Source organism: Pectobacterium carotovorum (assembly GCF_900129615.1).
In the GTDB taxonomy this organism is placed as follows: domain Bacteria; phylum Pseudomonadota; class Gammaproteobacteria; order Enterobacterales; family Enterobacteriaceae; genus Pectobacterium; species Pectobacterium carotovorum.
Genome location: NZ_FQWI01000015.1, coordinates 16,875 through 36,910 on the forward strand (window position 1 = coordinate 16,875; position 20,036 = coordinate 36,910).

Below are 20,036 nucleotides of genomic sequence, written 5' to 3' on the forward strand. Positions count from 1 at the left end.
TTTAATATGCATCCGTAGCTCAGCTGGATAGAGTACTCGGCTACGAACCGAGCGGTCGGAGGTTCGAATCCTCCCGGATGCACCATTAAACACTGCCTTTGCAAGGGAAGTAGTATTAGTGAAAGCAAGTTTTGTCGCAGATGAAGAATTATCAATGCATCCGTAGCTCAGCTGGATAGAGTACTCGGCTACGAACCGAGCGGTCGGAGGTTCGAATCCTCCCGGATGCACCATTCTTAAGTATCTCGTTTAATTGCTCACCCCATTATTTCTGCACCACACTCTGCATCCGTAGCTCAGCTGGATAGAGTACTCGGCTACGAACCGAGCGGTCGGAGGTTCGAATCCTCCCGGATGCACCATATTTCGATGTAAATAAAACTCTTACCTTAGTGTTAATCGATAAGCGTAGAGTAACCTTGTTTTAGCAACGTCCTGAAGTACTAAGCAAGCCAGATAATTTTCTCTGATGCCCCATTTCTGTTTTAGCAACCGCTCTCTACCCTATTTTCGCGCTCTGGTGGCACAGCCTTCTGTTCTGCTGATATCAGAATGATATTTTTCTCATTACTCCCGTGTATTAATCCTTACCTCTCTCTTGCCTATATTGATATTGAGCCGACGAGTAAATGAAGGCTGCCTACTACTATGGAGGTAATAACCTGTTTTTTATAAGGTTATTGAATAAGCGACAACGTTTTCACTTTACGATAAAGTAAGCTCTCTTTTCAGTGATCATGGAGTCATGATGTACGATCGCTATCAAGGGCTGATCTTTGATATGGATGGCACCCTGCTTGATACCGAACCAACGCACCATAAAGCGTGGGATCAGGTTCTTGCCCGATATGGCATGAGATATGATGCCAGTGCCATGACTGCATTAAACGGCTCGCCCACCTGGCGTATTGCACAGCGTATTATCGACAGTCATCAGGCTGATATTGATGCTCACCAACTCGCGGCGGAAAAAACCGCTGTTGTTGAAGAAATGCTGCTGGATACCGTAAAACCACTGCCGCTGATTGATGTTGTTAAGCACTATCGCGGACGGCGTCCGATGGCAGTTGGCACAGGTAGCACGCATGGCATGGCTGATAGATTGCTAACGCATTTAGGGCTGCATGATTATTTTGATGCAATCGTTGGGGCTGATGATGTTATGCAACATAAGCCTTTCCCCGATACCTTTCTGCGTTGCGCTACATTGATTTCTGTCGCACCAGAACACTGTATCGTGTTTGAAGATGCTGACTACGGCATTGAAGCCGCTAAACGCGCTAACATGGCCGTGGTTGACGTCCGTACATTGTGAGTGAGTTCTGGGCTGTTTTTTCTCTTTTCTGGAGTAGCCTGCTCAGTGCAACACTGCTGCCTGGCAGTTCGGAAGTGCTGCTGGTAACGTTATTGCTTGCTGACAGCGCAAAGCCCTACCTGTTGATTGCTGTGGCAACGGTAGGAAATACGCTGGGCGGGTTAACAAATATTTTTATAGGGCGCTTACTCCCTCAGCCAAAACAACAAGCTGGGTATTCGGTGGCCATGCGCTGGTTACAGCGCTATGGCTGTGCTGCGTTGTTATTTAGCTGGGTGCCGGTAGTAGGCGATTTATTGTGCGTGTTAGCGGGTTGGCTACGCATGCCCTGGATGCAATCGGCGGTTTTCATCGGTATTGGAAAAGCGCTGCGGTATATCGTATTGACGGGTATAACGTTGCAGGGGATGGCGTGGTGGTCTTAACCAGATTGCAATGCGAACTGGTGAGTGCTGCTGAGTTTCAATTATGCTTACAACCATTACATTTTAACAACGGGAGGTCGATTTGATCCCGGACATTTCAGAAGCACTTTCTTGGCTGGAAAAACACCCACTGGCAGTGAAGGGTATTCAGCGTGGAATTGAACGCGAAACATTGCGCGTAACAGCAAACGGACATCTTGCTACAACAGGGCACCCGGAAATATTGGGCTCGGCGTTGGCACACCCGTGGATCACGACAGACTTTGCTGAAGCGCTGTTGGAGTTCATTACGCCAGTCGACAAAGATGTCGATCACCTGCTGACGTTTCTGCGCGATATTCATCGTCACGTTTCCCGTAATCTGGGTGATGAGCGGATGTGGCCATTGAGCATGCCGTGCTTTATCGACAGCGAGCAAAATATCGAGCTGGCGCAGTATGGTTCATCAAATGTTGGGCGCTTCAAAACGCTTTATCGCGAAGGGCTGAAAAACCGCTATGGCGCGTTGATGCAGACTATTTCTGGCGTGCATTATAACTTCTCTCTTCCGCTGTCATTCTGGCAGGCGCGAGAGGGTGTCGCTGATGCAGAAAGCGGGAAAAAAGCCATTTCTGCGGGATACTTCAGGCTGATCCGCAACTATTACCGCTTTGGCTGGGTGATCCCTTATCTGTTCGGTGCTTCTCCGGCGATCTGTTCTTCTTTCCTAAAAGGGCGGGAAACCGCACTGCCGTTTGAGCGTACGGAAAAAGGCATGCTTTATCTGCCTTATGCAACCTCTCTACGGCTTAGTGACCTAGGCTACACCAATAAATCACAGAGTAATCTGGGAATTACGTTTAACGATCTTGATACTTATGTCGCCGCATTAAAGCGCGCGATAAAAACGCCGTCTGAGGAATATGCCCAGGTTGGTATGAAGAAGGATGGTCGTTATCTACAATTGAATACGAACGTCTTGCAGATTGAGAATGAGCTCTATGCGCCGATTCGTCCGAAACGTGTGACGCGTGCGGGTGAAACGCCATCTGATGCGTTGCTGCGTGGCGGAATTGAATATATCGAAGTGCGCTCACTGGATATCAACCCGTTCTCTCCGACAGGAGTGAGTGAAAGTCAGGTGCGTTTCCTGGATTTATTCCTGATCTGGTGTGCGCTGGCAGATGCACCGGAAATGAGCGCGGATGAGCTACTGTGTACGCGTAAAAACTGGAACCGAGTGATTCTGGAAGGGCGTAAACCTGGGCAAACGGTGGGGATGCGGTGTGAAACCATCCAGCAGCCGATTGCTGAGGTGGGGAAATCTCTGTTTGCGGATTTACGTCGCGTTGCAGAAGTGCTGGACGCTGAAAACAATCAACCGCACTATCAGCAGGTATGTGATGAACTGCTTGTTGGTTTTGACGATCCAGAAACGACGTTCTCTGGTCGACTATTAACGTTGATGAAGCAAGAAGGCAATGGTAGCGTGGGACTGAATTTAGCGGAAGAATACCGCAAAATGCTCAGCAGTGAGCCGCTGCAGGTGTTGACGGAAGAACAATTGGCTGCTGCGAGTGAGAACTCCTGGCAGCGTCAACGTCAGATTGAGTCTGAAGATACGATGAGTTTTGACGACTATCTGGCGACGCATTAAAAAGAAAAGGCCACAGAAACTGTGGCCAAATAAACATCTCTAATAGGGATGATGATAATAAATGCGCGTCTTTCAGTAAGTCAGACTCGCATAAAAAGGAAAAGTTCTCGGAAACGAGAAAAAATGAATTTTTTCTATGAGGAGGTGGCATTATGCCGTTACTAGACAGCTTTACCGTTGACCATACCCGTATGGCCGCACCCGCAGTTCGGGTCGCTAAAACCATGAAAACCCCTCATGGCGACAATATCACTGTATTTGATCTGCGCTTCTGCCGTCCGAACATCGAAGTCATGCCAGAGCGCGGTATCCATACGCTAGAGCACCTGTTTGCTGGCTTTATGCGCGATCATTTAAACGGTGATGGCGTTGAAATTATCGACATTTCTCCGATGGGATGCCGTACCGGTTTCTACATGAGCCTGATTGGTACGCCGGACGAGCAACGCGTTGCTGATTCCTGGAAAGCGGCGATGGCGGATGTTCTGAAAGTGACTGACCAGCGTAAAATTCCTGAGCTGAACGAATTCCAGTGTGGCACCTATGAGATGCACTCACTGAAGGAAGCGCAGGAGATTGCTCAGCACATAGTGGATCACGATATTGGTATCAACCAAAATGACGATCTGGCGCTGCCGAAAGATAAACTGGCCGAGCTACATATCTAGCTTGTTGGATAGGCGCAGATAAAAAAGAGAGCCGAACGTTGGCTCTCTTTTTTTGTGCTAGTGAATGTGTCAGACCGCGAGGAAGTGCTGTATAACACGGCTGCCGAAGTAGGACAGCGTCAGCATCAGTGCGCCGATCAGGCTGAACCAGACGACGCGCCGTCCCCGCCATCCTTCATGGTAATGTCCCCAGAGCAACAGAATATAGATGAACCAGGCAAACAGGGAGAACACGGCCTTGTGCAGATTCTCTTTGTTATCGATCAAGTCATCCATATAAAACAAACCAGTACAGAGCGTCAGCGTGAGCAGAATGACGCCAATCTGTGTGATGTGAAACATCTTGCGCTCAATACCCATCAGCGGCGGCATGTCAGCGGCAAATCCCAGCTTTTTATTCTTGAGCAGATAATCAAGCCAGGCGAGTTGAAGCGCATAAAGGGCTGCAATTAACAGCGTTGCATAGGAGAAAAGGGCCAGGCCGATATGGATCATCAAGCCCGGTGATGCTTCCAGATGCGTAATAAATTCACTCGGCATGAAGCTGGCGAAGGCCAGATTGATCAGCGCAAAGGTATAGACGATAGGAAGAATAAACCAGCCGCGATCGCGCGTGGCGACAAACGTCATCACCGTACAGATGATGAGGCTGACCAGTGAACCGATATTCAGCAAGCTAAGGTTTTGGCCGACCTGAACATCGAAAATGCGTTGATAGAGCGCCACCGCATGACAAATTAGCGCAGCGCTGGCCGAGAGTATTGCCAGCCGACGATATGCACTGTTCTTGCGCAGCAGACTGGGGATAATCAGTCCGAGGCTGAGTGTGTAGGCGACAAGCGCCACAATAGCGAAAACAGACATACAAATAGGTTATTAAATATCAACTAGGTAAAATAGAGAATCAGTATAGCGTTAGTCGCCGTGGGCACCAACAGTTCTCCATCAGCAGCGCTGAGATCGTTGCCGCTTTTGTGTATAATCTCTTCCATTCGTGTCGCGCTGGCGGCCTGTCTTACGTTGAGCATGAGATATGTTTGAAAATTTAACCGATCGACTCTCGCGCACATTGCGCAATATCAGCGGCCGCGGGCGGTTGACTGAAGAAAACATTAAAGAAACGCTGCGTGAAGTGCGTATGGCATTGCTGGAAGCCGACGTCGCGTTACCCGTGGTGCGTGATTTTATCAATCGTGTAAAAGAGCGTGCTGTTGGGCATGAGGTCAACAAAAGCCTGACGCCGGGCCAAGAGTTCGTCAAGATTGTTAAGAATGAACTCGTCAGCGCAATGGGTGAAATTAACGCCGAGCTGAATCTTGCCGCACAGCCGCCTGCGGTTGTTCTGATGGCCGGTCTGCAAGGTGCGGGTAAAACGACCAGCGTGGGCAAGCTGGGTAAATTCCTGCGCGAAAAGCATAAGAAAAAAGTGCTGGTGGTTTCAGCTGACGTTTATCGCCCTGCGGCGATTAAACAGTTGGAAACATTGGCAGAGCAGGTGGGGGTCGATTTCTTCCCGTCAGACGTGCAGGAAAAGCCGCTTGCTATCGTACAACGTGCGTTACAGCACGCTAAGCTGAAGTTCTACGATGTCTTGTTAGTCGATACCGCGGGTCGTCTCCACGTTGACGATGCGATGATGGACGAAATCAAACAGGTTCACGCGGCGATTAAGCCAGTTGAAACGCTGTTTGTGGTTGATGCCATGACGGGGCAGGATGCGGCGAATACGGCGAAAGCCTTTAATGAAGCGCTGCCGCTGACCGGTGTGATCCTCACCAAAATTGATGGTGACGCTCGCGGTGGTGCGGCGTTGTCTATCCGCCATATTACTGGCAAGCCAATTAAATTCCTCGGTGTCGGCGAAAAAACCGAAGCGTTGGAGCCGTTCTACCCTGAGCGCGTTGCCTCGCGAATTCTCGGTATGGGCGATGTGCTTTCACTGATTGAAGATATTGAAAGCAAGGTCGATCGTACACAGGCAGAAAAGCTTGCCAACAAGCTGAAGAAGGGCGATGGGTTTGATTTGACCGATTTCCTGGATCAGCTCAAGCAGATGCGCAATATGGGCGGCATGGCAAGCATGATGAGCAAGATGCCGGGCATGGGCCAACTGCCTGATAATGTTAAGTCACAAATGGATGACAAGGTGCTGGTGCGTATGGAGGCGATCATTAATTCGATGACGCGTCAGGAGCGTGCCAAACCTGAGATTATTAAAGGATCGCGTAAACGTCGTATCGCGCAGGGTTCTGGTATGCAGGTACAGGACGTGAACCGTCTTCTGAAACAGTTCGATGATATGCAACGAATGATGAAGAAGATGAAAAACGGCGGTCTGGCGAAAATGATGCGCGGTATGAAAGGGATGATGCCACCTGGATTCCCGGGGCGTTAATCACCGAAATCGATGGTGTAGAGAAACTCTTGGCGTGATTATACGCTTTAGATTGCTTTTTGCGCCAAAATGAGTAAAATTTTCGGGCTTTTTATATGACATACTGGGCTCCGTTCCTCGATGGGGCCCAGTTGTTTTATTCACTAAAGAGGATGTTATGGTAACAATTCGTTTGGCACGTGGCGGCGCGAAAAAACGCCCCTTCTATCAAGTAGTCGTGACCGATAGCCGCAATGCGCGTGATGGTCGTTTCATCGAGCGCGTAGGTTTCTTCAACCCAATCGCATCTGGTCAAGCAGAAGCCCTGCGTCTGGATCTGGACCGTATCGAGCATTGGCTTGGTCTGGGTGCAACTGTGTCTGATCGCGTATCTTCGCTGATCAAAGACGCTAAAAAAGCAGCATAACCTGTTGCGGTGGTGATAATGAGCAATCAACTCAGCCCAAAACCTCCTGTTAACCCGATTGTGATGGGGAAGATAGGGTCGGCATATGGCATCCGAGGTTGGCTCAGAGTGTTTTCATCCACCGAAGATGCCGAGAGCATTTTTGATTATCAACCTTGGTTCATCCAGAGTAAAAGCGGTTGGCAGCTTGTCGAGATTGAAGGCTGGAAGTATCACAATCAGGATCTGATCATCAAAGTGAAAGGTGCTGATGACCGTGATGCGGCTAATTTACTGACTAATTGTGAAATTGTCGTAGATTCGTCACAACTGCCCGATCTGGGCGAAGGTGATTATTACTGGAAGGATCTTATTGGCTGTCAGGTCGTGACCGTAACGGGTTATGAGTTAGGTAAAATCATCGACATGATGGAAACCGGCTCGAACGATGTGATGGTAATAAAGGCCAACCTGAAAGATGCCTTCGGAGTCAAGGAACGGCTGGTTCCGTTCCTCACCGAACAGGTTGTTAAGCGCGTCGACCTTTCTGCTCAAACTATTGAAGTAGATTGGGATCCTGGTTTTTGAACTCTGAATCGACCAGTAGTACCCAGCGGAACGAGACTATGTGGATTGGGGTGATTAGCCTGTTTCCAGAGATGTTCCGGGCAATTACTGATTACGGAGTCACTGGCCGGGCAGTTAAAAATGGCCTGCTGAACGTACAGTATTGGAGTCCTCGTGATTTCACTTACGATCGGCATCGCACCGTGGACGACCGGCCTTATGGCGGCGGCCCCGGAATGCTGATGATGGTGCAACCTTTACGGGATGCGATCCACGCAGCAAAAGCAGCGGCAGGCGAAGGCGTGAAAGTGATTTATTTATCACCTCAGGGCCGTAAATTAGATCAGCAAGGCGTACATCAACTCGCTACGAACCAGAAGATGATTCTGGTCTGTGGACGGTACGAAGGGATTGATGAGCGCGTAATTAAAACCGAAATCGATGAAGAATGGTCGATAGGAGATTACGTACTCAGCGGTGGGGAACTGCCAGCGATGACCCTGATTGACTCCGTTGCCCGCTTTATACCGGGCGTTCTGGGGCATCAGGCTTCAGCAGAAGAAGATTCTTTTGCTGATGGATTGCTGGATTGTCCTCATTTCACTCGCCCTGAAATACTGGAAGGCATGGACGTTCCGGCAGTGTTACTGTCTGGCAACCATGCAGAAATACGCCGCTGGCGATTGAAGCAGTCGCTGGGCCGAACCTGGCTTAGAAGACCTGAACTTCTGAAAAGCCTAGCTCTGACTGACGAGCAAACAAGGTTGCTGGCTGAGTTCCAACGTGAATATCAGTCTGAGCAACAAGAGTATTAGGTGGTTACGCCGGTTTGACCTGGCGAACCCAACTATCAGTTTACCTAGGGTAAGAGACATATTATGAGCAACATTATTAAGCAAATCGAAGACGAACAAATGAAGCAGGACGTACCTGCATTTCGTCCGGGTGATACCGTAGAAGTGAAGGTATGGGTTGTTGAAGGTAGCAAAAAACGTCTGCAGGCATTCGAGGGCGTGGTTATCGCTATTCGTAACCGCGGTCTGCATTCTGCATTCACTGTTCGCAAAATTTCTAACGGCGAAGGCGTGGAGCGTGTATTCCAGACTCACTCTCCAGTTGTTGACAGCATCGCTGTTAAACGTCGTGGTGCCGTGCGTAAAGCCAAACTGTACTACCTGCGTGAGCGTACTGGTAAGTCTGCTCGTATCAAAGAGCGTCTTAACTAAGATAGCGCTTTCGCAACATCCGAAAGTGTTTATTTTTCAAAAGCCTAGCGTAATAGCTGGGCTTTTTTTTATTTAAATGGCGGCAAAGTGGCGGCAGAGAAAAAGCAGTGGCGACGGATAGGTAAAAGAAAACCCGCTTTCGCGGGCTTTAGGTTGTTGTGTTAAATCCAGAGTGCTCCCTGATTCGACCGATCAGGATGTGGCGGGACGGGCTTAACATCGCCCGGCGTCATAATAATATCTGCTATGGTTTCCATTGATTTGAATGTGCAACCGCAGTTGATATTCTGGCACTGGTGATAACGTTCTTTTGTCTTGTTCGTAATGTAGCGACTGGATCTCGCGTGTGCTGCATTTTGGCAGAGTGGGCAATGCATCATTTCGTAAATCGCCTTATCGTCCTGTCTGGTTTATATTGCCAATCATATCACTTTATTCGATTTTTCAAATATTGATTTGAAAATGAATTACTGATCACTTCCCTCATATTCAACATCAGACAGCAGCACTTCCAGCTCCAGCGCGGTAACGTACCCTGAATTACTCAAACTGTGCGTCACTTTTGAGATTGTCCATTCCTGCTCGTCGATCACCTGTTTAAATCCGCTCACCTGAACAGGCGTTTCCGGGAACAGGTCAGCGCGCCCCATTGCCAGCGTGATAGAGAATTCAGCGACACCACGCTGGAGTTTGTTCCACTTTGCCTGTGCGGCACGCATGGCCTGTGCCTTAGTCGCAAAAACCGTGGTCAGCGCCAGCACGTTTTCATCGGTGCCAACCAGATAATCCCCCTCACGGGCTTCTTGCTCCTTCTTTGCCTTTTTCGCTTTAGGATGCGGCTTCTGTGGTTGTGCTCCCTGATGCAATAACACTTTTTTCTGACGTTTTACCTTTACCGTTTTCGGCTTTTCAGGCTGCGGCTCTTTGGTATGCAGCCAGCTTGCCGTTACGCCTGTGTACGCGCCCCGGTCAGCCAGACTAAAACTGTGCTGATCGCCGTCGCTGCGTTCAATCATCTGTTGCGGGATGGGTTTGCCGCTGGCCGTCTTCCCCGTTCCGGGACGGATAAACAGCAAACGCCCGGCCTTGATTGCCACGATTGCCCCGTTGCGCTCAGCCAGCCGGGTAATAAATACCGCGTCGGTTTCCTGCGTCTGGTCGATGTGCGGAATTTTTATCCCGGCAAAACCATCGGCCAGCATTGGTGCAAGGTTGTTACGTTTCGCCACCTGTTCAACAATCGCCCCCAGCGTGGTGTCGTGATACGACAGTTCACGCCGGGAGTTAAGCGACCCGCGAAAATCGGCACTCCGCGCCCGGATGGTCAGCGTATCGGGTGTACCACGGTGCTCTATTTCATCCACCGTAAAATCACCTTTGCCGATCAGCGCTTCACCTTCCCAGCCCAAAAATACCGACAGCACCGCGCCCCGGCGGGGCAACTGCAACAGCCCGTCGCTGTCGTCCAGCTCGATGTCGAGCTGGTCGGCCTCAAAGCCCCGGTTATCGGTCAGGCTGAGTGACAGCAGGCGCGGACTGATAACGGTCGTGATGTCCTGCTCATTCAGGCGCAGCAGGTACGCCGGGGCAGTCTTACTGCCTGCACGAACGTTCAGCGGATTAATCATGCGAATAATCCCCCGATAGCGGATTGCGCCCGGTTAGCCATTTCCCCAGCGTTGCCGATCAAGCTGTCAGCTTGCTGGCGTAAATCGCCCAGCATGGCAGACAGCGACGAGTCTACGCGGGTCAGCGTGACGGTGAACTCAATCCGCCGGGCGCGGCCATCGGGGAAAAAGTCGCTTTCCGCCTGGCTGATACTGTTCACCACAAACACGCCGTAAATGGTGCCACCGCCCCCAATCAGCGGCCATGCGCGCCCCTGATCGGCCATCGTCTCCAGCATCAACAATGACAGTGTGCCGCCTGTGATTTCCGGCAGCAGCTCACCCGACAGCGTGATTTTCTCATCTTCAACGCCTAAAAACTGCAACGCCGGACGCTGACCGACGCGGCTGTTTGACGGCCAGCGATAATCAACGTTGCGCTGCATGTTCTGGTAGGGCAGGGTCTGGAGCTGGAACACAAACAGCCCTAACGTGAGCATCATTTTATTCACCTCCCTGATAACTGTACTGACTGAATGCGCGTGACCGCGCCGCTCGTTCCCGCTGCTCAAGCTGGCGTGTGACTTCCTGCGCGATGCCTCTCTCACTCTGTCCGGGCTGGGCAACAATACTGATAGGCGCGTGAATGCTGACCGGGGACGATGCGGCACTGGTCTGAAGCGTCGACGCTATCGGGCGATAGGCTGACATGTTCATCGTGGCCGATGCCATTGCGGCCGTATCCTGACGGCTGGTGACATTCGCTGAACCCGCCGCAATGTCCGGCGTACTCACACCGCTGTATCGGGATGCAATCGCCTTTGCGTCGTTGCCCTGTGGTGTCGGTGCTCGGCTCACGCCCACTTTCAGCGCGGCAGCTTCTTCCGGCGGCAGGATACTGTCAGCAGTCGTCAGATTCTTCGATTTCTCGTCAACCAGCCCCAGCTTTTCAAGCAGCCACGACACTCCAGATTTCAGCGACTCCAGCGGGTTCATGATGATGTTAAGCCCGCTTGCCAGCGCCTCACCAAAGCGTTTCCCCATACTGGCCGCACAGTCCAGCTCGGCGGCAGTGGATTTGACGGGCGTCAGCAGGTCACCAAACCAACCAAACAGCGCCTTGATTTTGTCACCTATCCACGTAAAGACGGGCTGGAGCGGCTCAAACGCCGCAATAATCGGCGCACTGGCCGCAACAAACCCTTCCACCACGCCGCCGATAAAAGCCTGAATCGGCTCCCAGTATTTCCAGATAAGCAGCGCGCCGCCGACCAGTGCCGCGACGGCTATCCCGACAGTCGACAGCAGGACGCCTAACGCACTGCTAACCAGCGTAATCCCGGTGCGCAGCAGCGCCAGCGGTGACGTCACCAGCCACATCAGCACGCGTGCAAAGCCCGACATGGCACCCCGGATAACAGCCAGTGGATTACTGACCGCCCCGAATACCGAGGTCAGCGCAGAGGCTCCGGCACGTAGCAGCATCAACGGCGACTTTGCCAGCCAGACGATCATGCCGCCGAGGCGGCTTAATCCCCCTGACAGCGGAGTGATGCCGCGTGTTCCGGCGAACCGTAATCCGGCACTCAGTAAACCCGCTCCGCCAATTAATGCGTTAATCCCGCTCATGACAGGCCACGCAACCAGCCCCAGCCCGCCCAGCACCGTAATTAACGCCGTGGCAGCGCCACCCACCATGACTATCTGCCGCGTCAGCTCCGGATTAGCCTTGACCCATTCATTGACGCGGGTTAGCCATTCCGTCGCGGCCTGCGTCAGTTTACGCAGCGCGCCGTCATCGTCATTGAACAGGTTAAAGCGCAGGCTGGACATTGCCCCCTGTAGCCGTCCGATATCCCCTTCGAGGTTATCGCGCAGGGTATCGCCCATGCGGTCAGCCGCCCCGGACACGTCACCGAGCTTGTTTTCAGCTCCGGCCAGCGCTGACAGGAATTTCGGTATCTGGTCAATCGACAGGTCTTCAATCGGCGTACCAAACAGGGCTATCGCAGCATTGGCGCGCTCTGCCGGGTCTTTGATTTTCAGCAGCCCGTTGGCGGTTTTCTGCATTGCCGCCCGCGCCTTATCGCCGCCGCTGGCGATGGCGGTAGACATTTTGGCGGCATTGAGTCCGGCAGCGTCATAGGCTTCAATGCTGGCCTTTGACATGTCCGACCCGCGAATGCTGAACTCTTTCACCGCGTCGCCTGTCTTGTCCAGCGCAAACTTGCCTTGCTGCGCCATGTCCACTAACAGTGTCATGGCTTCCGATCCGCTGAATCCCATGTTGCGGAAGTGGGTCGAATATTCGTGCAGGATTTCCGGCAGTTCGCCGCGCATCTGCGCAGACACGCGCTGCATCCCGGATACCATCAAGTCAAACGCCTCGTCGCTGTTCTTCGCAAGGCCGTTTTTCATCATGATGGCGGCTATCTGGATGCTCTCGGTTGCATCGCCGCCGAGCGCCGTTTGTATGTCCAGCGCCTTACGCGATATCCGCGCCAGCTCGGTTTCACCCACATTACCCAGCGTACCCAATGTGCTACGCACAGCGGCCACCGCGTCCGCTATCTGAGTGAGATCGTTACTCACACCCGAGGCGTTAACCTCTTTGATAACGCGGGTGTACTGTTCGCCGTCGGCGGCGTTCCCGCCCGTCTGTGCGGCGATGCGCGCCCCGTGTCCGTCGGCCTGTACCGACGGTGCAATCAGGCGGCTTTCGGCATACAGTGCAGCGGAACCGAGGCCAAACGCCGCCGCACTGGTATTACGCACCCCGGCGGTAATTTCCTTGCCTTTCTCATAGCGCTGTTTGACGGCGTTCAGTTTTTCCTGTTGCTGACTGACGCGGGAAAGCGCGGCGCGCTGCTGGTCAAGCTGCGTCGTTGTCTGAGTAATATTCGTGCGTAATTTACGCTCCGCGCCGGACAGGTTGCGCGTGCTGATGCCTGCCTGATCTAACTCGGTACGCTGGCGCTGTACCGACTGGCGCAGTTGGCCATACTCCGTTTTTAGCGTAGCGGCCTGACGTTTCGCCCGCTCCAGCGTCTGCGCCTGCCGTTTGGTGGGATTTTCGCTATTGCGCAACTCTGCCGACAGCCCGGCGGCTTTCGCCTGCGCCTGCTGGAGTGCTGCGCCTGTTTCGGTGAGCTGGCTTTTTGCCTTGCGGAAACCGTCGATACGCCCGGCCTGTGTTTCCAGCGTTTTTAACTGGTCTTTTGAATCACGGATCTCACCCGACAGCTTTTTACTGGCGGTTTGCACCGCTTTAAACGGGCGCGTTGCGTTATCCACGGCCTTGAGCAAAACGCTTAACTGTAGATTGTTACTCATTGGCATACCCGCTGCGTTTCAGCGCCTTGTCGCGCCACAGGATCAATTCGGTGAGGGTCATCGGGTACAGCTCAGATGGTGGCCAGTGAAAAATCACCGCGATATCCGCCATCAGCTCATCAACACTCAGGCTTCGGGGGAGGTTCCCTGTTGCGATTTCGGCGTCAAAAAACCGATCACCTTGCCAGCGATGGCAATCATATCCGGCAATTCCATGCGGGTGATTTCGGCTTCGGTCAGGGCTGGCAGCGTCATGCGCGGCAGCACTTTAATCATCGCGTCTACATCCGACCCGGCCAGCGCCGCCAGACTGACGCCGCGCAGCGTTCCGGTGGTCGGTTTAATCAGTGTGACGGTATCAATCAGGGTGTCGCCGCGTTTAATCGGGGTTTCCAGTGTTACAACGTTGTCGTCTTTGTTCATGGTATTGCCTCGGTGCTCAGATAAAAAATAGAAGAAGACGGCCAGCGCCGGGCTGGCCGGACAGGATTACGCCAGACCAATTGCCCGGCGGTGCTGCTCCAGACGGTCAACGCCCATAACACGCTCAATCATGTTGATGGTGTCAATCTCTATCATCTCTTTGCCGTCGATGGTCAGCTTGTAATACGTGCATTGGGTTGACACTTTGGTTTCAGTGGCTTCCCCTTGCTTACTCTCGCCGCCGTCGATTTCTTTGTGACGGCCACGCATGACCACTTCAACAGCAGAAATTTCTCCGGTGTCGTCACGCTGGTATGACCCGGTAAAGCGCAGCAGCACCTTATCGGCACCCGGTGCGGCGTACTGGCTCCACAGGGTTTCGTCAGCAAAACCGCCGAGCGTAAACTCCATCGCCAGCGCGTCATCATCCAGCCCAAAGTCGATGGGCGCGCTGCCGGGCATGCCACCGCCGCGATAGTTCTCCAGCTTACGCGTCAATTTCGGCAGCGTAACGGCAGTGGCGACACCCATGTAGCTCATGCCGTCGTTGAACAGGTTCATAAATTTCAGATTGCGAGGCAGTGCCATAGCGCGTTAGCTCCTTAGCTGTTGACCGATGCGGCCAGATTCACCAGATATTTATCGGTGATACGCTGGCGCAGGGTGAGATTTTCCAGTGGGGGAACGGGGGTATAGTCGTAATCGATATACAGTTTCCCGGCCTTGAGCGTGTCTTTATCGTTGGCGGTTTCATCGAACCAGCAATCTGCATCAATGATGTAGCCGCCGGATTTCAGTTCGCGAAACTTGGCCCTAATCCCTTCGATAATGTCGTTGATAAGCGTGGCGGTAACGGGCTTATCGACTGCCCACATGTGCGCTTCGGCCATGGTATCGGCCAGCACCTGCGCGGTGCGGGTGTAGTTCTCAAACAGGAACAGCGGATCGTCAGAACAGGTACGGTTGCCCCAGAAGCGGAAGCCGTCTTTACGAACCAGCGTGGTGACACCTGCTTCATTGAGTAAATCCGCATCGGTGCCGGGTGCCTGCAAATCCCAGTACACCGAGGCGCTGATGCCCGTCACGCCGTTCACGCCGACGTTAGACAAGGTTTTATGCCAGCCAGTCTCTTGGTCAATCTTGGCACGCAACCCCAGAGCGCGGGCAGTTGCATACGCTGTGGCGCTGGCGTTGGCTGTGGTATCCCACGCGATAAAGTCCGGCCAGATCACCATAAGTTCACGCTGGCTGAAATTCTCGCGGTAGTTGATGGCGTCCGACAGGGTTTTGCAGCCCCACGCACTGACGTAACCGAATGCTCGCAGCGACTGACAGATGGACGCTAACGCCGTGGCAACGGGCAGCGAGTCCAGCCCCGGCGCACCGAGGATGCGCGGTTTTACGCCTGTGACGGTCAACGCATCTAACAGGGCTTTCATCCCTGTGTATTTGCCGTTTTCGTCACTGCCGCCGATCACGTTGGTGATGGTTTCAGACTCGTCTTTACCTTCGGCCACGCGCACCACGACGGTGACGGGCTTTGACTGGTCGGCGATGGCTAACAGGGCAGCGGCCAGCGTGCCTTTTTTCCCGGCCTTGCCAGCGGCAGACAGCACATTGGTAATCAGTACCGGGGTATTAAGGGGAAAGGTGGCAGCGTCGGCATCCGGTGCAGTACACACCATGCCGACAATGGCCGTAGAAACGGTGGAAATAACGCGCGTGCCGTCGTTAATCTCGACGACCTGCACGCCGTGGTGAAAATCACTCATAAATTAATGCTCCAGCTAATAGCACGATTGCTGCATTAGGAGCGGCTATTGTCTGGTGCGATGAGGATGTGCGCGAGTAATGCGGGTATGGTGGCGGCTGGTACAACACAGAGGCGTAAAACAGGCATGAAAAAAGCCCACCGTTGGCGGACGGTGGGCTTCGCTTTCCCCAGCGTATCATTATTATTTTAAAACCAATCAAATAATGACATTGCAGGTGACTATTTTATAAACGTTTATACAGATCAATTATGCGTTATTGATCGGTGGTAGCGATCAATTATGCTTTACGCCGCTTTCGCCAAAACGTGGTAATGGATAGTCTGGTTATTTCCAGAACCGTATCGGTTTGAATCCCATACATCCCAATGGTGTGTAAATCCGCTTCCACTGACACTGCTCACCCGACCGACGAATGCATTTGCGCCATTGTAGCCACCTACTTCGTTCCATGTGATGTTAACTACCTCGCCCAGCTTAACCGGGAATGCCACATCGCGGGATGCATTGATAACGGTTTCAAACGTGCCGAACAGCTCAATCATACCGTCCGCATATTTACGCCAGTAATAGCCGCTGCCTGAGCCTGTCGCCGTTATCGTGCCCGGAACCGTGACCCCTTTCATCAGATAGCGGGCGTCGGCTTCGGTTTTATTCCATGTGTTGATGTCTCCGGCCAGCAGATTGACGTCAGCCGACAGGGGTTTTCCATTCACCCGGATAGAGCGCAGGGCGTATTTTTGTGCCGCGGCCGCATCGGTTAACACACTATTCGCGCCGACATACAGCGGTTTGCTGGCTTCCACTCTGTCAGCTTTTAATGTCAACCCTGTGTTGTGCGTATACGAAAACAGCATTATGTCATCAATGACACTTCCACCTTTGCCGACATACCACGAATTGACGCCATTCTTTTGTCCGCGAATGAATAACATTCCAGTATCGGAATTCGTATCAAGTTTTAACGCTTCGCCTCCCGCGGCGCCGCTGATTCTCAAGCCTCCCGTCAATGTACCGCCAACATTGGGAAGTGCCTGTACATCTGCGGCGGTGGGCGGGTTTCGGGTGTTGTAATCGCGTCGCCAACCGGGGGAATAATTATCACCGTTGTTAACGTAGATAAACTGTGCGTTTTTCCCGACTGTTGACGATGCCGTAGTGATTCGGACAGTAAACGCGTTCTCAGTACCCGCTACCTCAATTACTGCACCCGCCAGATGAATGTCTCCACACTCTGTGTCTGTGATAGTTTTATTTCCGGCGTAATACCACGACCCTTTACAAATCCAATACGGGTGATTAAATGCCCCCAGCGTTTTCAGTGATGCAATAAAATCAGATGTTTTCCATGCTCCATCACCCCCACCGATATTCATTCCGGGGCTGAATGCTCGAACTGTACCAATATTTTTAACAAAGAGGTCTTTGTTAGGGATATCCGCGCCGTTCTGGTCTTTTGCCAGCTTACCTGCTACGGCGTTTAATACCGTTGTCGAGAAATTCGGATCATTGCCGAGTGCTTTTGCCAGCTCTTGCAACGTATCCAGCGCGGCAGGGGAACCACTCACCAGCGCCGCTACCGCTGATTTCACAAATGCCGTAGTCGCTATCTGCGTATCGTTAGATGCCTGTACCGCCGTGGGTGCTGTCGGTTTACCAATCAATGCCGGGCTTTCCAGTCGCGCATATTTTTGCGCGGCCTGTGCATCCGTCAGCGCCCCCACATCGGCGGCGGTGGGTTTATTGTTGGGGCTGTACACGCGCTGGCCTTTTTCCAGCAGCGTGCCTGCATCAACCTTATTCCCCAGCGCGACATCGCCCGTCGCCAGATTAATCCTGAACGGGCGCAAACTGTTCCATTTGCCATACGGATCGCCTTTATCTGTCAGTAACAGATAAAAGTCACCGCCATCGTTGCGCAGAGTGACGCCGTAGCCGCCATTAACCATGCGTAATGCGTCAGCTACAGAGGAAACCAGCGTTCCGCTCATCGTGCCGCCTGACAGCGGGAGCTTTTTCGCCAGTTCCGCCAATACCGTTGCGGAGAAATTCGGGTCATTGCCGAGCGCCTTTGCCAGCTCCTGCAACGTATCCAGCGCGCCGGGTGACCCGTTAATCAATGCGGCAACGGCGGATTTCACAAATGCCGTGGTCGCTAATTGCGTGTCATTCGATGCCTGTGCGGCCGTGGGGGCAGTGGGTTTACCTGTCAGTGCCGGGCTGGCTTTTGGTGCGTATTGCGGGTGCGGATCAGCGGCGGCAAGATGGGTTTTCATCAGGGAATCCGCATAGGCTTTCACTTCGATCACAGCACTATCCACATAGCCCCGCGTAGCCAGCACCACCGCCGGGTCGATTTTCAGCGTCACGGCGTCGGTACTGCTGACAATCAAAATCATGCGCACGGTCTGGATGCGACCACTGCCCTCCTGCAATTGGGGCTTGTAGGTTTCCGGGCAGTTGGCGATAGCAATCAGGTTGCCGTCGTCGTCAAACAGGCCGATTTCCCGTATCCAGAAGCCCCCCTCATTTTCGGGAATGACCTGCTCGGCGATAATCTGGCTGGGGTTTTTCGGGTCAACGCTCAGGGTGTTGAGCGCCGCCCGGCGCTTTTCGTTAATCAGTTTAGTTTGTGCCGGGTTGGGGGTTGGCAATACGCCGCCGCCGTCCCCGACAGCCATCCGGGTGATGTTCAGGCGGTTACCCAGCGCGGTAGCGTTAGCCAGTTTAGCCGCGCCGATGTTCGTTAACAGGGCAAAATATTTACTCATGCGGTTACGCTCATGCTGTCAATTAGATGAATGCCTGCCCCGGTCACGTCCAGACCGGATACAGAAATGATTTCAGGGAAATAGGGGTAAACGGTTAGCTCATCACCGCCGTAGACGGTAGCGGCAACATAGGCCGCTCCTTGCGTGTCAAGGTTGATATTCAGCCCCAGCAGGTGACGGGATGCGGGTTTGGCATCGGCAATCAAGCGTTCCAGCTCGAAGAAAGTTTCTTCGGTGATGCCGCTATCCTGCACGCCGATATCAAGACGAAAGGTGCCGGGCTTGTCGCCGTTCTGCCACCATTCGATGATGCGAATAAGGTAGCCGAACGGTTCGACCACGCGACGCAGCGCACCGATGGTGCCTTTGTGACGATGGATAAAGAACGCATCGCGGATAACCCGGCGTTTCAGGCTGTCCGGCCACGCCTCATCCCAGCGGTCAACGGAAAACGCCCACGCCAGATACGGCAGCAGGTGTGCCGGGCAGGCGTCCGGGTTCCACAGCAGGCGCAGGGGAACGGGTACGCGAGTAATCTCGGCGCAGGCGGTGGCAGCGGCCACTTCCAGCGCAGACGACCCGACAGGCAACAGGCGGGTATCACTCATCGGCACTGCCTACACTCAATTGATAACCGGAACAGTAGGACGCCTGCGCGTCTGTCAGCACGATATCGGCGGCGGGTGTCGTCAGCTCGACCCGTTGCACGCCCTCGACGTGCAGCGCAGCGTAAATCGCCGAGCGACGAATATCCCGCCCTAATCGGTGCTGCGCACTGATATAGGCTTTTAGCTTCTGTTCGGCAGCGGCGCGCACTGGCTCCGCTTCTGGACTCCGGTACAGGTACAGCGTGGCGTCAATCTTATACGGCACAATAGCGGCAGACTGTACCGTAACCCGGTCTGCTACCGGGCGCACGTCTTCACCGTTCAGCGCAGCGGCCACAATGGCGACCAGCTCCGGGCTGGCGCTGCCGTTTCCCTCGCGTGACAATACCGACACGGTAACGCTGGCCGGGCTGGGACTGATAACCGACACATCCGCCACGCGCCCGTCGGCGCTGCGTCCGTGGTACTGGTAGGCACCGACCGACCCGGCCACGCTCAACCCCTCAAACGACTGCTGGATGCGCAGGCGGAAATCGCTGTCGGATTCCATCAGGGCAGGCGTGGGCGGCAGGGTTGAATCGTCAGCTGGGGTAATGACCAACCGGGAGACGCTGAAATTTGCGCCGAGCTGGTCAAGGTCGCTTCCTCTTGCATACGCCACCATTCCGGCGCGGGCGGCTTCATTGACGCGCTGCCGCCACAGCAGTTCACGGTAGGCGTTTTCCTGTAACAGCTTGACGATCGGATCGGATTCCAGCGTCAGCGTGCGTGCGACAGCTGCGCGCTGGTCTTCCGGGTAGAGCGACAACAGCATCGCCTTACGTTCGTTATAAATGGTTTCGTAATCCAGTTCTTCCACCACGGCAGGCGCGGGAAGCTGGCTTAAATCAATCATCGCCATCGTG

At 53.4% G+C, this 20,036-nt stretch carries 21 protein-coding genes, 3 tRNA genes and 1 pseudogene; 12 read left to right on the forward strand and 13 right to left on the reverse strand.

Going from position 1 to position 20,036, the window contains the following annotated elements; all coding sequences use genetic code 11:
- Window positions 1-8: 8 nt before the first annotated feature.
- The 7 genes from BUB06_RS20520 to luxS all read left to right on the forward strand — a co-directional run bounded on the left by BUB06_RS20520 (window position 9) and on the right by luxS (window position 4,044).
- A tRNA-Arg gene (locus BUB06_RS20520) sits at window positions 9-85 on the forward strand.
- A gap of 71 nt (window positions 86-156) precedes the next feature.
- A tRNA-Arg gene (locus tag BUB06_RS20525) sits at window positions 157-233 on the forward strand.
- 52 nt (window positions 234-285) lie between these two features.
- A tRNA-Arg gene (locus BUB06_RS20530) sits at window positions 286-362 on the forward strand.
- A 386-nt stretch (window positions 363-748) separates the two neighbouring features.
- The gene (yqaB, locus tag BUB06_RS20535) at window positions 749-1,315 is read left to right on the forward strand and encodes a fructose-1-phosphate/6-phosphogluconate phosphatase (protein ID WP_039317983.1); all 567 of its coding nucleotides are present in this window, start codon (window positions 749-751) and stop codon (window positions 1,313-1,315) included.
- Window positions 1,312-1,740 carry a YqaA family protein gene (locus BUB06_RS20540; protein WP_039317986.1) on the forward strand — a complete coding sequence of 143 codons (429 nt, stop codon included), beginning with the start codon at window positions 1,312-1,314 and terminating at the stop codon, window positions 1,738-1,740. The genes yqaB and BUB06_RS20540 overlap by 4 nt, the downstream gene beginning before the upstream one ends.
- Window positions 1,741-1,822: 82 nt before the next feature.
- On the forward strand, window positions 1,823-3,376 hold the full coding sequence (gene gshA / locus BUB06_RS20545; protein ID WP_039475869.1) for a glutamate--cysteine ligase: 1,554 nt from the start codon (window positions 1,823-1,825) through the stop codon (window positions 3,374-3,376).
- Window positions 3,377-3,528: 152 nt separating this feature from the next.
- On the forward strand, window positions 3,529-4,044 hold the full coding sequence (gene luxS / locus BUB06_RS20550) for an S-ribosylhomocysteine lyase (RefSeq protein ID WP_010286009.1): 516 nt from the start codon (window positions 3,529-3,531) through the stop codon (window positions 4,042-4,044).
- Window positions 4,045-4,113: 69 nt separating this feature from the next.
- Here the strand turns inward: luxS and BUB06_RS20555 are convergent, their stop codons facing one another.
- Window positions 4,114-4,908 carry a cytochrome C assembly family protein gene (locus tag BUB06_RS20555; protein ID WP_010286006.1) on the reverse strand — a complete coding sequence of 265 codons (795 nt, stop codon included), beginning with the start codon at window positions 4,906-4,908 and terminating at the stop codon, window positions 4,114-4,116.
- A gap of 169 nt (window positions 4,909-5,077) precedes the next feature.
- Between BUB06_RS20555 and ffh the strand changes: the two genes are divergently transcribed.
- The 5 genes from ffh (at window position 5,078) to rplS (ending at window position 8,617) form a co-directional block, all read left to right on the forward strand.
- On the forward strand, window positions 5,078-6,439 hold the full coding sequence (gene ffh / locus BUB06_RS20560; RefSeq protein ID WP_010308359.1) for a signal recognition particle protein: 1,362 nt from the start codon (window positions 5,078-5,080) through the stop codon (window positions 6,437-6,439).
- A 157-nt stretch (window positions 6,440-6,596) separates the two neighbouring features.
- Window positions 6,597-6,845, forward strand: coding sequence for a 30S ribosomal protein S16 (gene rpsP / locus BUB06_RS20565; RefSeq protein ID WP_010285998.1), 249 nt, complete (start codon window positions 6,597-6,599; stop codon window positions 6,843-6,845).
- Between the two features lie 18 nt (window positions 6,846-6,863).
- Complete coding sequence (gene rimM / locus BUB06_RS20570; RefSeq protein WP_010308358.1) at window positions 6,864-7,412, forward strand: ribosome maturation factor RimM; 549 nt, start codon at window positions 6,864-6,866, stop codon at window positions 7,410-7,412.
- A 38-nt stretch (window positions 7,413-7,450) separates the two neighbouring features.
- On the forward strand, window positions 7,451-8,206 hold the full coding sequence (trmD, locus tag BUB06_RS20575) for a tRNA (guanosine(37)-N1)-methyltransferase TrmD (RefSeq protein ID WP_039360953.1): 756 nt from the start codon (window positions 7,451-7,453) through the stop codon (window positions 8,204-8,206).
- A 63-nt stretch (window positions 8,207-8,269) separates the two neighbouring features.
- Entirely contained in the window at window positions 8,270-8,617 is a 348-nt protein-coding gene (rplS, locus tag BUB06_RS20580) for a 50S ribosomal protein L19 (protein WP_010285987.1), read from the forward strand.
- Between the two features lie 161 nt (window positions 8,618-8,778).
- Here the strand turns inward: rplS and BUB06_RS20585 are convergent, their stop codons facing one another.
- The 12 genes and pseudogenes from BUB06_RS20585 to BUB06_RS20640 all read right to left on the reverse strand — a co-directional run bounded on the left by BUB06_RS20585 (window position 8,779) and on the right by BUB06_RS20640 (window position 20,032).
- Window positions 8,779-8,997 (reverse strand): DNA-binding transcriptional regulator, encoded by a 219-nt coding sequence (locus BUB06_RS20585; RefSeq protein ID WP_015841360.1) that lies wholly within the window; start codon window positions 8,995-8,997, stop codon window positions 8,779-8,781.
- 87 nt (window positions 8,998-9,084) lie between these two features.
- Window positions 9,085-10,245 (reverse strand): phage late control D family protein, encoded by a 1,161-nt coding sequence (locus BUB06_RS20590; protein WP_039475872.1) that lies wholly within the window; start codon window positions 10,243-10,245, stop codon window positions 9,085-9,087.
- Window positions 10,242-10,727 (reverse strand): phage tail protein, encoded by a 486-nt coding sequence (locus BUB06_RS20595; protein ID WP_039475874.1) that lies wholly within the window; start codon window positions 10,725-10,727, stop codon window positions 10,242-10,244. The genes BUB06_RS20590 and BUB06_RS20595 overlap by 4 nt, the downstream gene beginning before the upstream one ends.
- Before the next feature lies 1 nt (window position 10,728).
- The gene (locus BUB06_RS20600; RefSeq protein WP_039475876.1) at window positions 10,729-13,557 is read right to left on the reverse strand and encodes a phage tail tape measure protein; all 2,829 of its coding nucleotides are present in this window, start codon (window positions 13,555-13,557) and stop codon (window positions 10,729-10,731) included.
- Window positions 13,550-13,669 carry a GpE family phage tail protein gene (locus BUB06_RS20605; protein WP_051982126.1) on the reverse strand — a complete coding sequence of 40 codons (120 nt, stop codon included), beginning with the start codon at window positions 13,667-13,669 and terminating at the stop codon, window positions 13,550-13,552. The genes BUB06_RS20600 and BUB06_RS20605 overlap by 8 nt, the downstream gene beginning before the upstream one ends.
- 14 nt (window positions 13,670-13,683) lie before the next feature.
- Complete coding sequence (locus BUB06_RS20610; RefSeq protein WP_039475878.1) at window positions 13,684-13,980, reverse strand: phage tail assembly protein; 297 nt, start codon at window positions 13,978-13,980, stop codon at window positions 13,684-13,686.
- A gap of 66 nt (window positions 13,981-14,046) precedes the next feature.
- Entirely contained in the window at window positions 14,047-14,568 is a 522-nt protein-coding gene (locus BUB06_RS20615; RefSeq protein ID WP_039475880.1) for a phage major tail tube protein, read from the reverse strand.
- Window positions 14,569-14,582: 14 nt separating this feature from the next.
- Window positions 14,583-15,752 carry a phage tail sheath protein gene (locus BUB06_RS20620; RefSeq protein ID WP_039475883.1) on the reverse strand — a complete coding sequence of 390 codons (1,170 nt, stop codon included), beginning with the start codon at window positions 15,750-15,752 and terminating at the stop codon, window positions 14,583-14,585.
- Window positions 15,753-16,039: 287 nt separating this feature from the next.
- Window positions 16,040-17,128, reverse strand: a complete 1,089-nt coding sequence (locus tag BUB06_RS22385; RefSeq protein ID WP_269083058.1) for a hypothetical protein — start codon at window positions 17,126-17,128, stop codon at window positions 16,040-16,042.
- A gap of 498 nt (window positions 17,129-17,626) precedes the next feature.
- Window positions 17,627-18,523, reverse strand: a pseudogene (locus BUB06_RS22340) (phage tail protein); the annotation flags it as partial.
- On the reverse strand, window positions 18,520-19,131 hold the full coding sequence (locus BUB06_RS20635; protein WP_039475885.1) for a phage tail protein I: 612 nt from the start codon (window positions 19,129-19,131) through the stop codon (window positions 18,520-18,522). The gene BUB06_RS20635 and the pseudogene BUB06_RS22340, both read right to left, overlap by 4 nt.
- Window positions 19,124-20,032: a baseplate assembly protein gene (locus BUB06_RS20640; protein ID WP_039475887.1), complete on the reverse strand. Its 909-nt coding sequence runs from the start codon at window positions 20,030-20,032 to the stop codon at window positions 19,124-19,126. The genes BUB06_RS20635 and BUB06_RS20640 overlap by 8 nt, the downstream gene beginning before the upstream one ends.
- Window positions 20,033-20,036: the final 4 nt, after the last annotated feature.

Coding starts and splice junctions, on each gene's coding strand:
- BUB06_RS20620 (WP_039475883.1), bottom strand. CDS start 15,752: ATGAGTGATTTTCACCACGGCGTGCAGGTCGTCGAGATTAACGACGGC.
- BUB06_RS22385 (WP_269083058.1), bottom strand. CDS start 17,128: ATGAATATCGGTGGGGGTGATGGAGCATGGAAAACATCTGATTTTATT.
- BUB06_RS20640 (WP_039475887.1), bottom strand. CDS start 20,032: ATGGCGATGATTGATTTAAGCCAGCTTCCCGCGCCTGCCGTGGTGGAA.
- yqaB (WP_039317983.1), top strand. CDS start 749: ATGTACGATCGCTATCAAGGGCTGATCTTTGATATGGATGGCACCCTG.
- BUB06_RS20605 (WP_051982126.1), bottom strand. CDS start 13,669: ATGGCGGATATCGCGGTGATTTTTCACTGGCCACCATCTGAGCTGTAC.
- BUB06_RS20590 (WP_039475872.1), bottom strand. CDS start 10,245: ATGATTAATCCGCTGAACGTTCGTGCAGGCAGTAAGACTGCCCCGGCG.
- rplS (WP_010285987.1), top strand. CDS start 8,270: ATGAGCAACATTATTAAGCAAATCGAAGACGAACAAATGAAGCAGGAC.
- BUB06_RS20615 (WP_039475880.1), bottom strand. CDS start 14,568: ATGGCACTGCCTCGCAATCTGAAATTTATGAACCTGTTCAACGACGGC.
- BUB06_RS20635 (WP_039475885.1), bottom strand. CDS start 19,131: ATGAGTGATACCCGCCTGTTGCCTGTCGGGTCGTCTGCGCTGGAAGTG.
- trmD (WP_039360953.1), top strand. CDS start 7,451: ATGTGGATTGGGGTGATTAGCCTGTTTCCAGAGATGTTCCGGGCAATT.
- BUB06_RS20585 (WP_015841360.1), bottom strand. CDS start 8,997: ATGATGCATTGCCCACTCTGCCAAAATGCAGCACACGCGAGATCCAGT.
- BUB06_RS20610 (WP_039475878.1), bottom strand. CDS start 13,980: ATGAACAAAGACGACAACGTTGTAACACTGGAAACCCCGATTAAACGC.
- luxS (WP_010286009.1), top strand. CDS start 3,529: ATGCCGTTACTAGACAGCTTTACCGTTGACCATACCCGTATGGCCGCA.
- rimM (WP_010308358.1), top strand. CDS start 6,864: ATGAGCAATCAACTCAGCCCAAAACCTCCTGTTAACCCGATTGTGATG.
- BUB06_RS20555 (WP_010286006.1), bottom strand. CDS start 4,908: ATGTCTGTTTTCGCTATTGTGGCGCTTGTCGCCTACACACTCAGCCTC.
- BUB06_RS20600 (WP_039475876.1), bottom strand. CDS start 13,557: ATGAGTAACAATCTACAGTTAAGCGTTTTGCTCAAGGCCGTGGATAAC.
- ffh (WP_010308359.1), top strand. CDS start 5,078: ATGTTTGAAAATTTAACCGATCGACTCTCGCGCACATTGCGCAATATC.
- BUB06_RS20595 (WP_039475874.1), bottom strand. CDS start 10,727: ATGATGCTCACGTTAGGGCTGTTTGTGTTCCAGCTCCAGACCCTGCCC.
- rpsP (WP_010285998.1), top strand. CDS start 6,597: ATGGTAACAATTCGTTTGGCACGTGGCGGCGCGAAAAAACGCCCCTTC.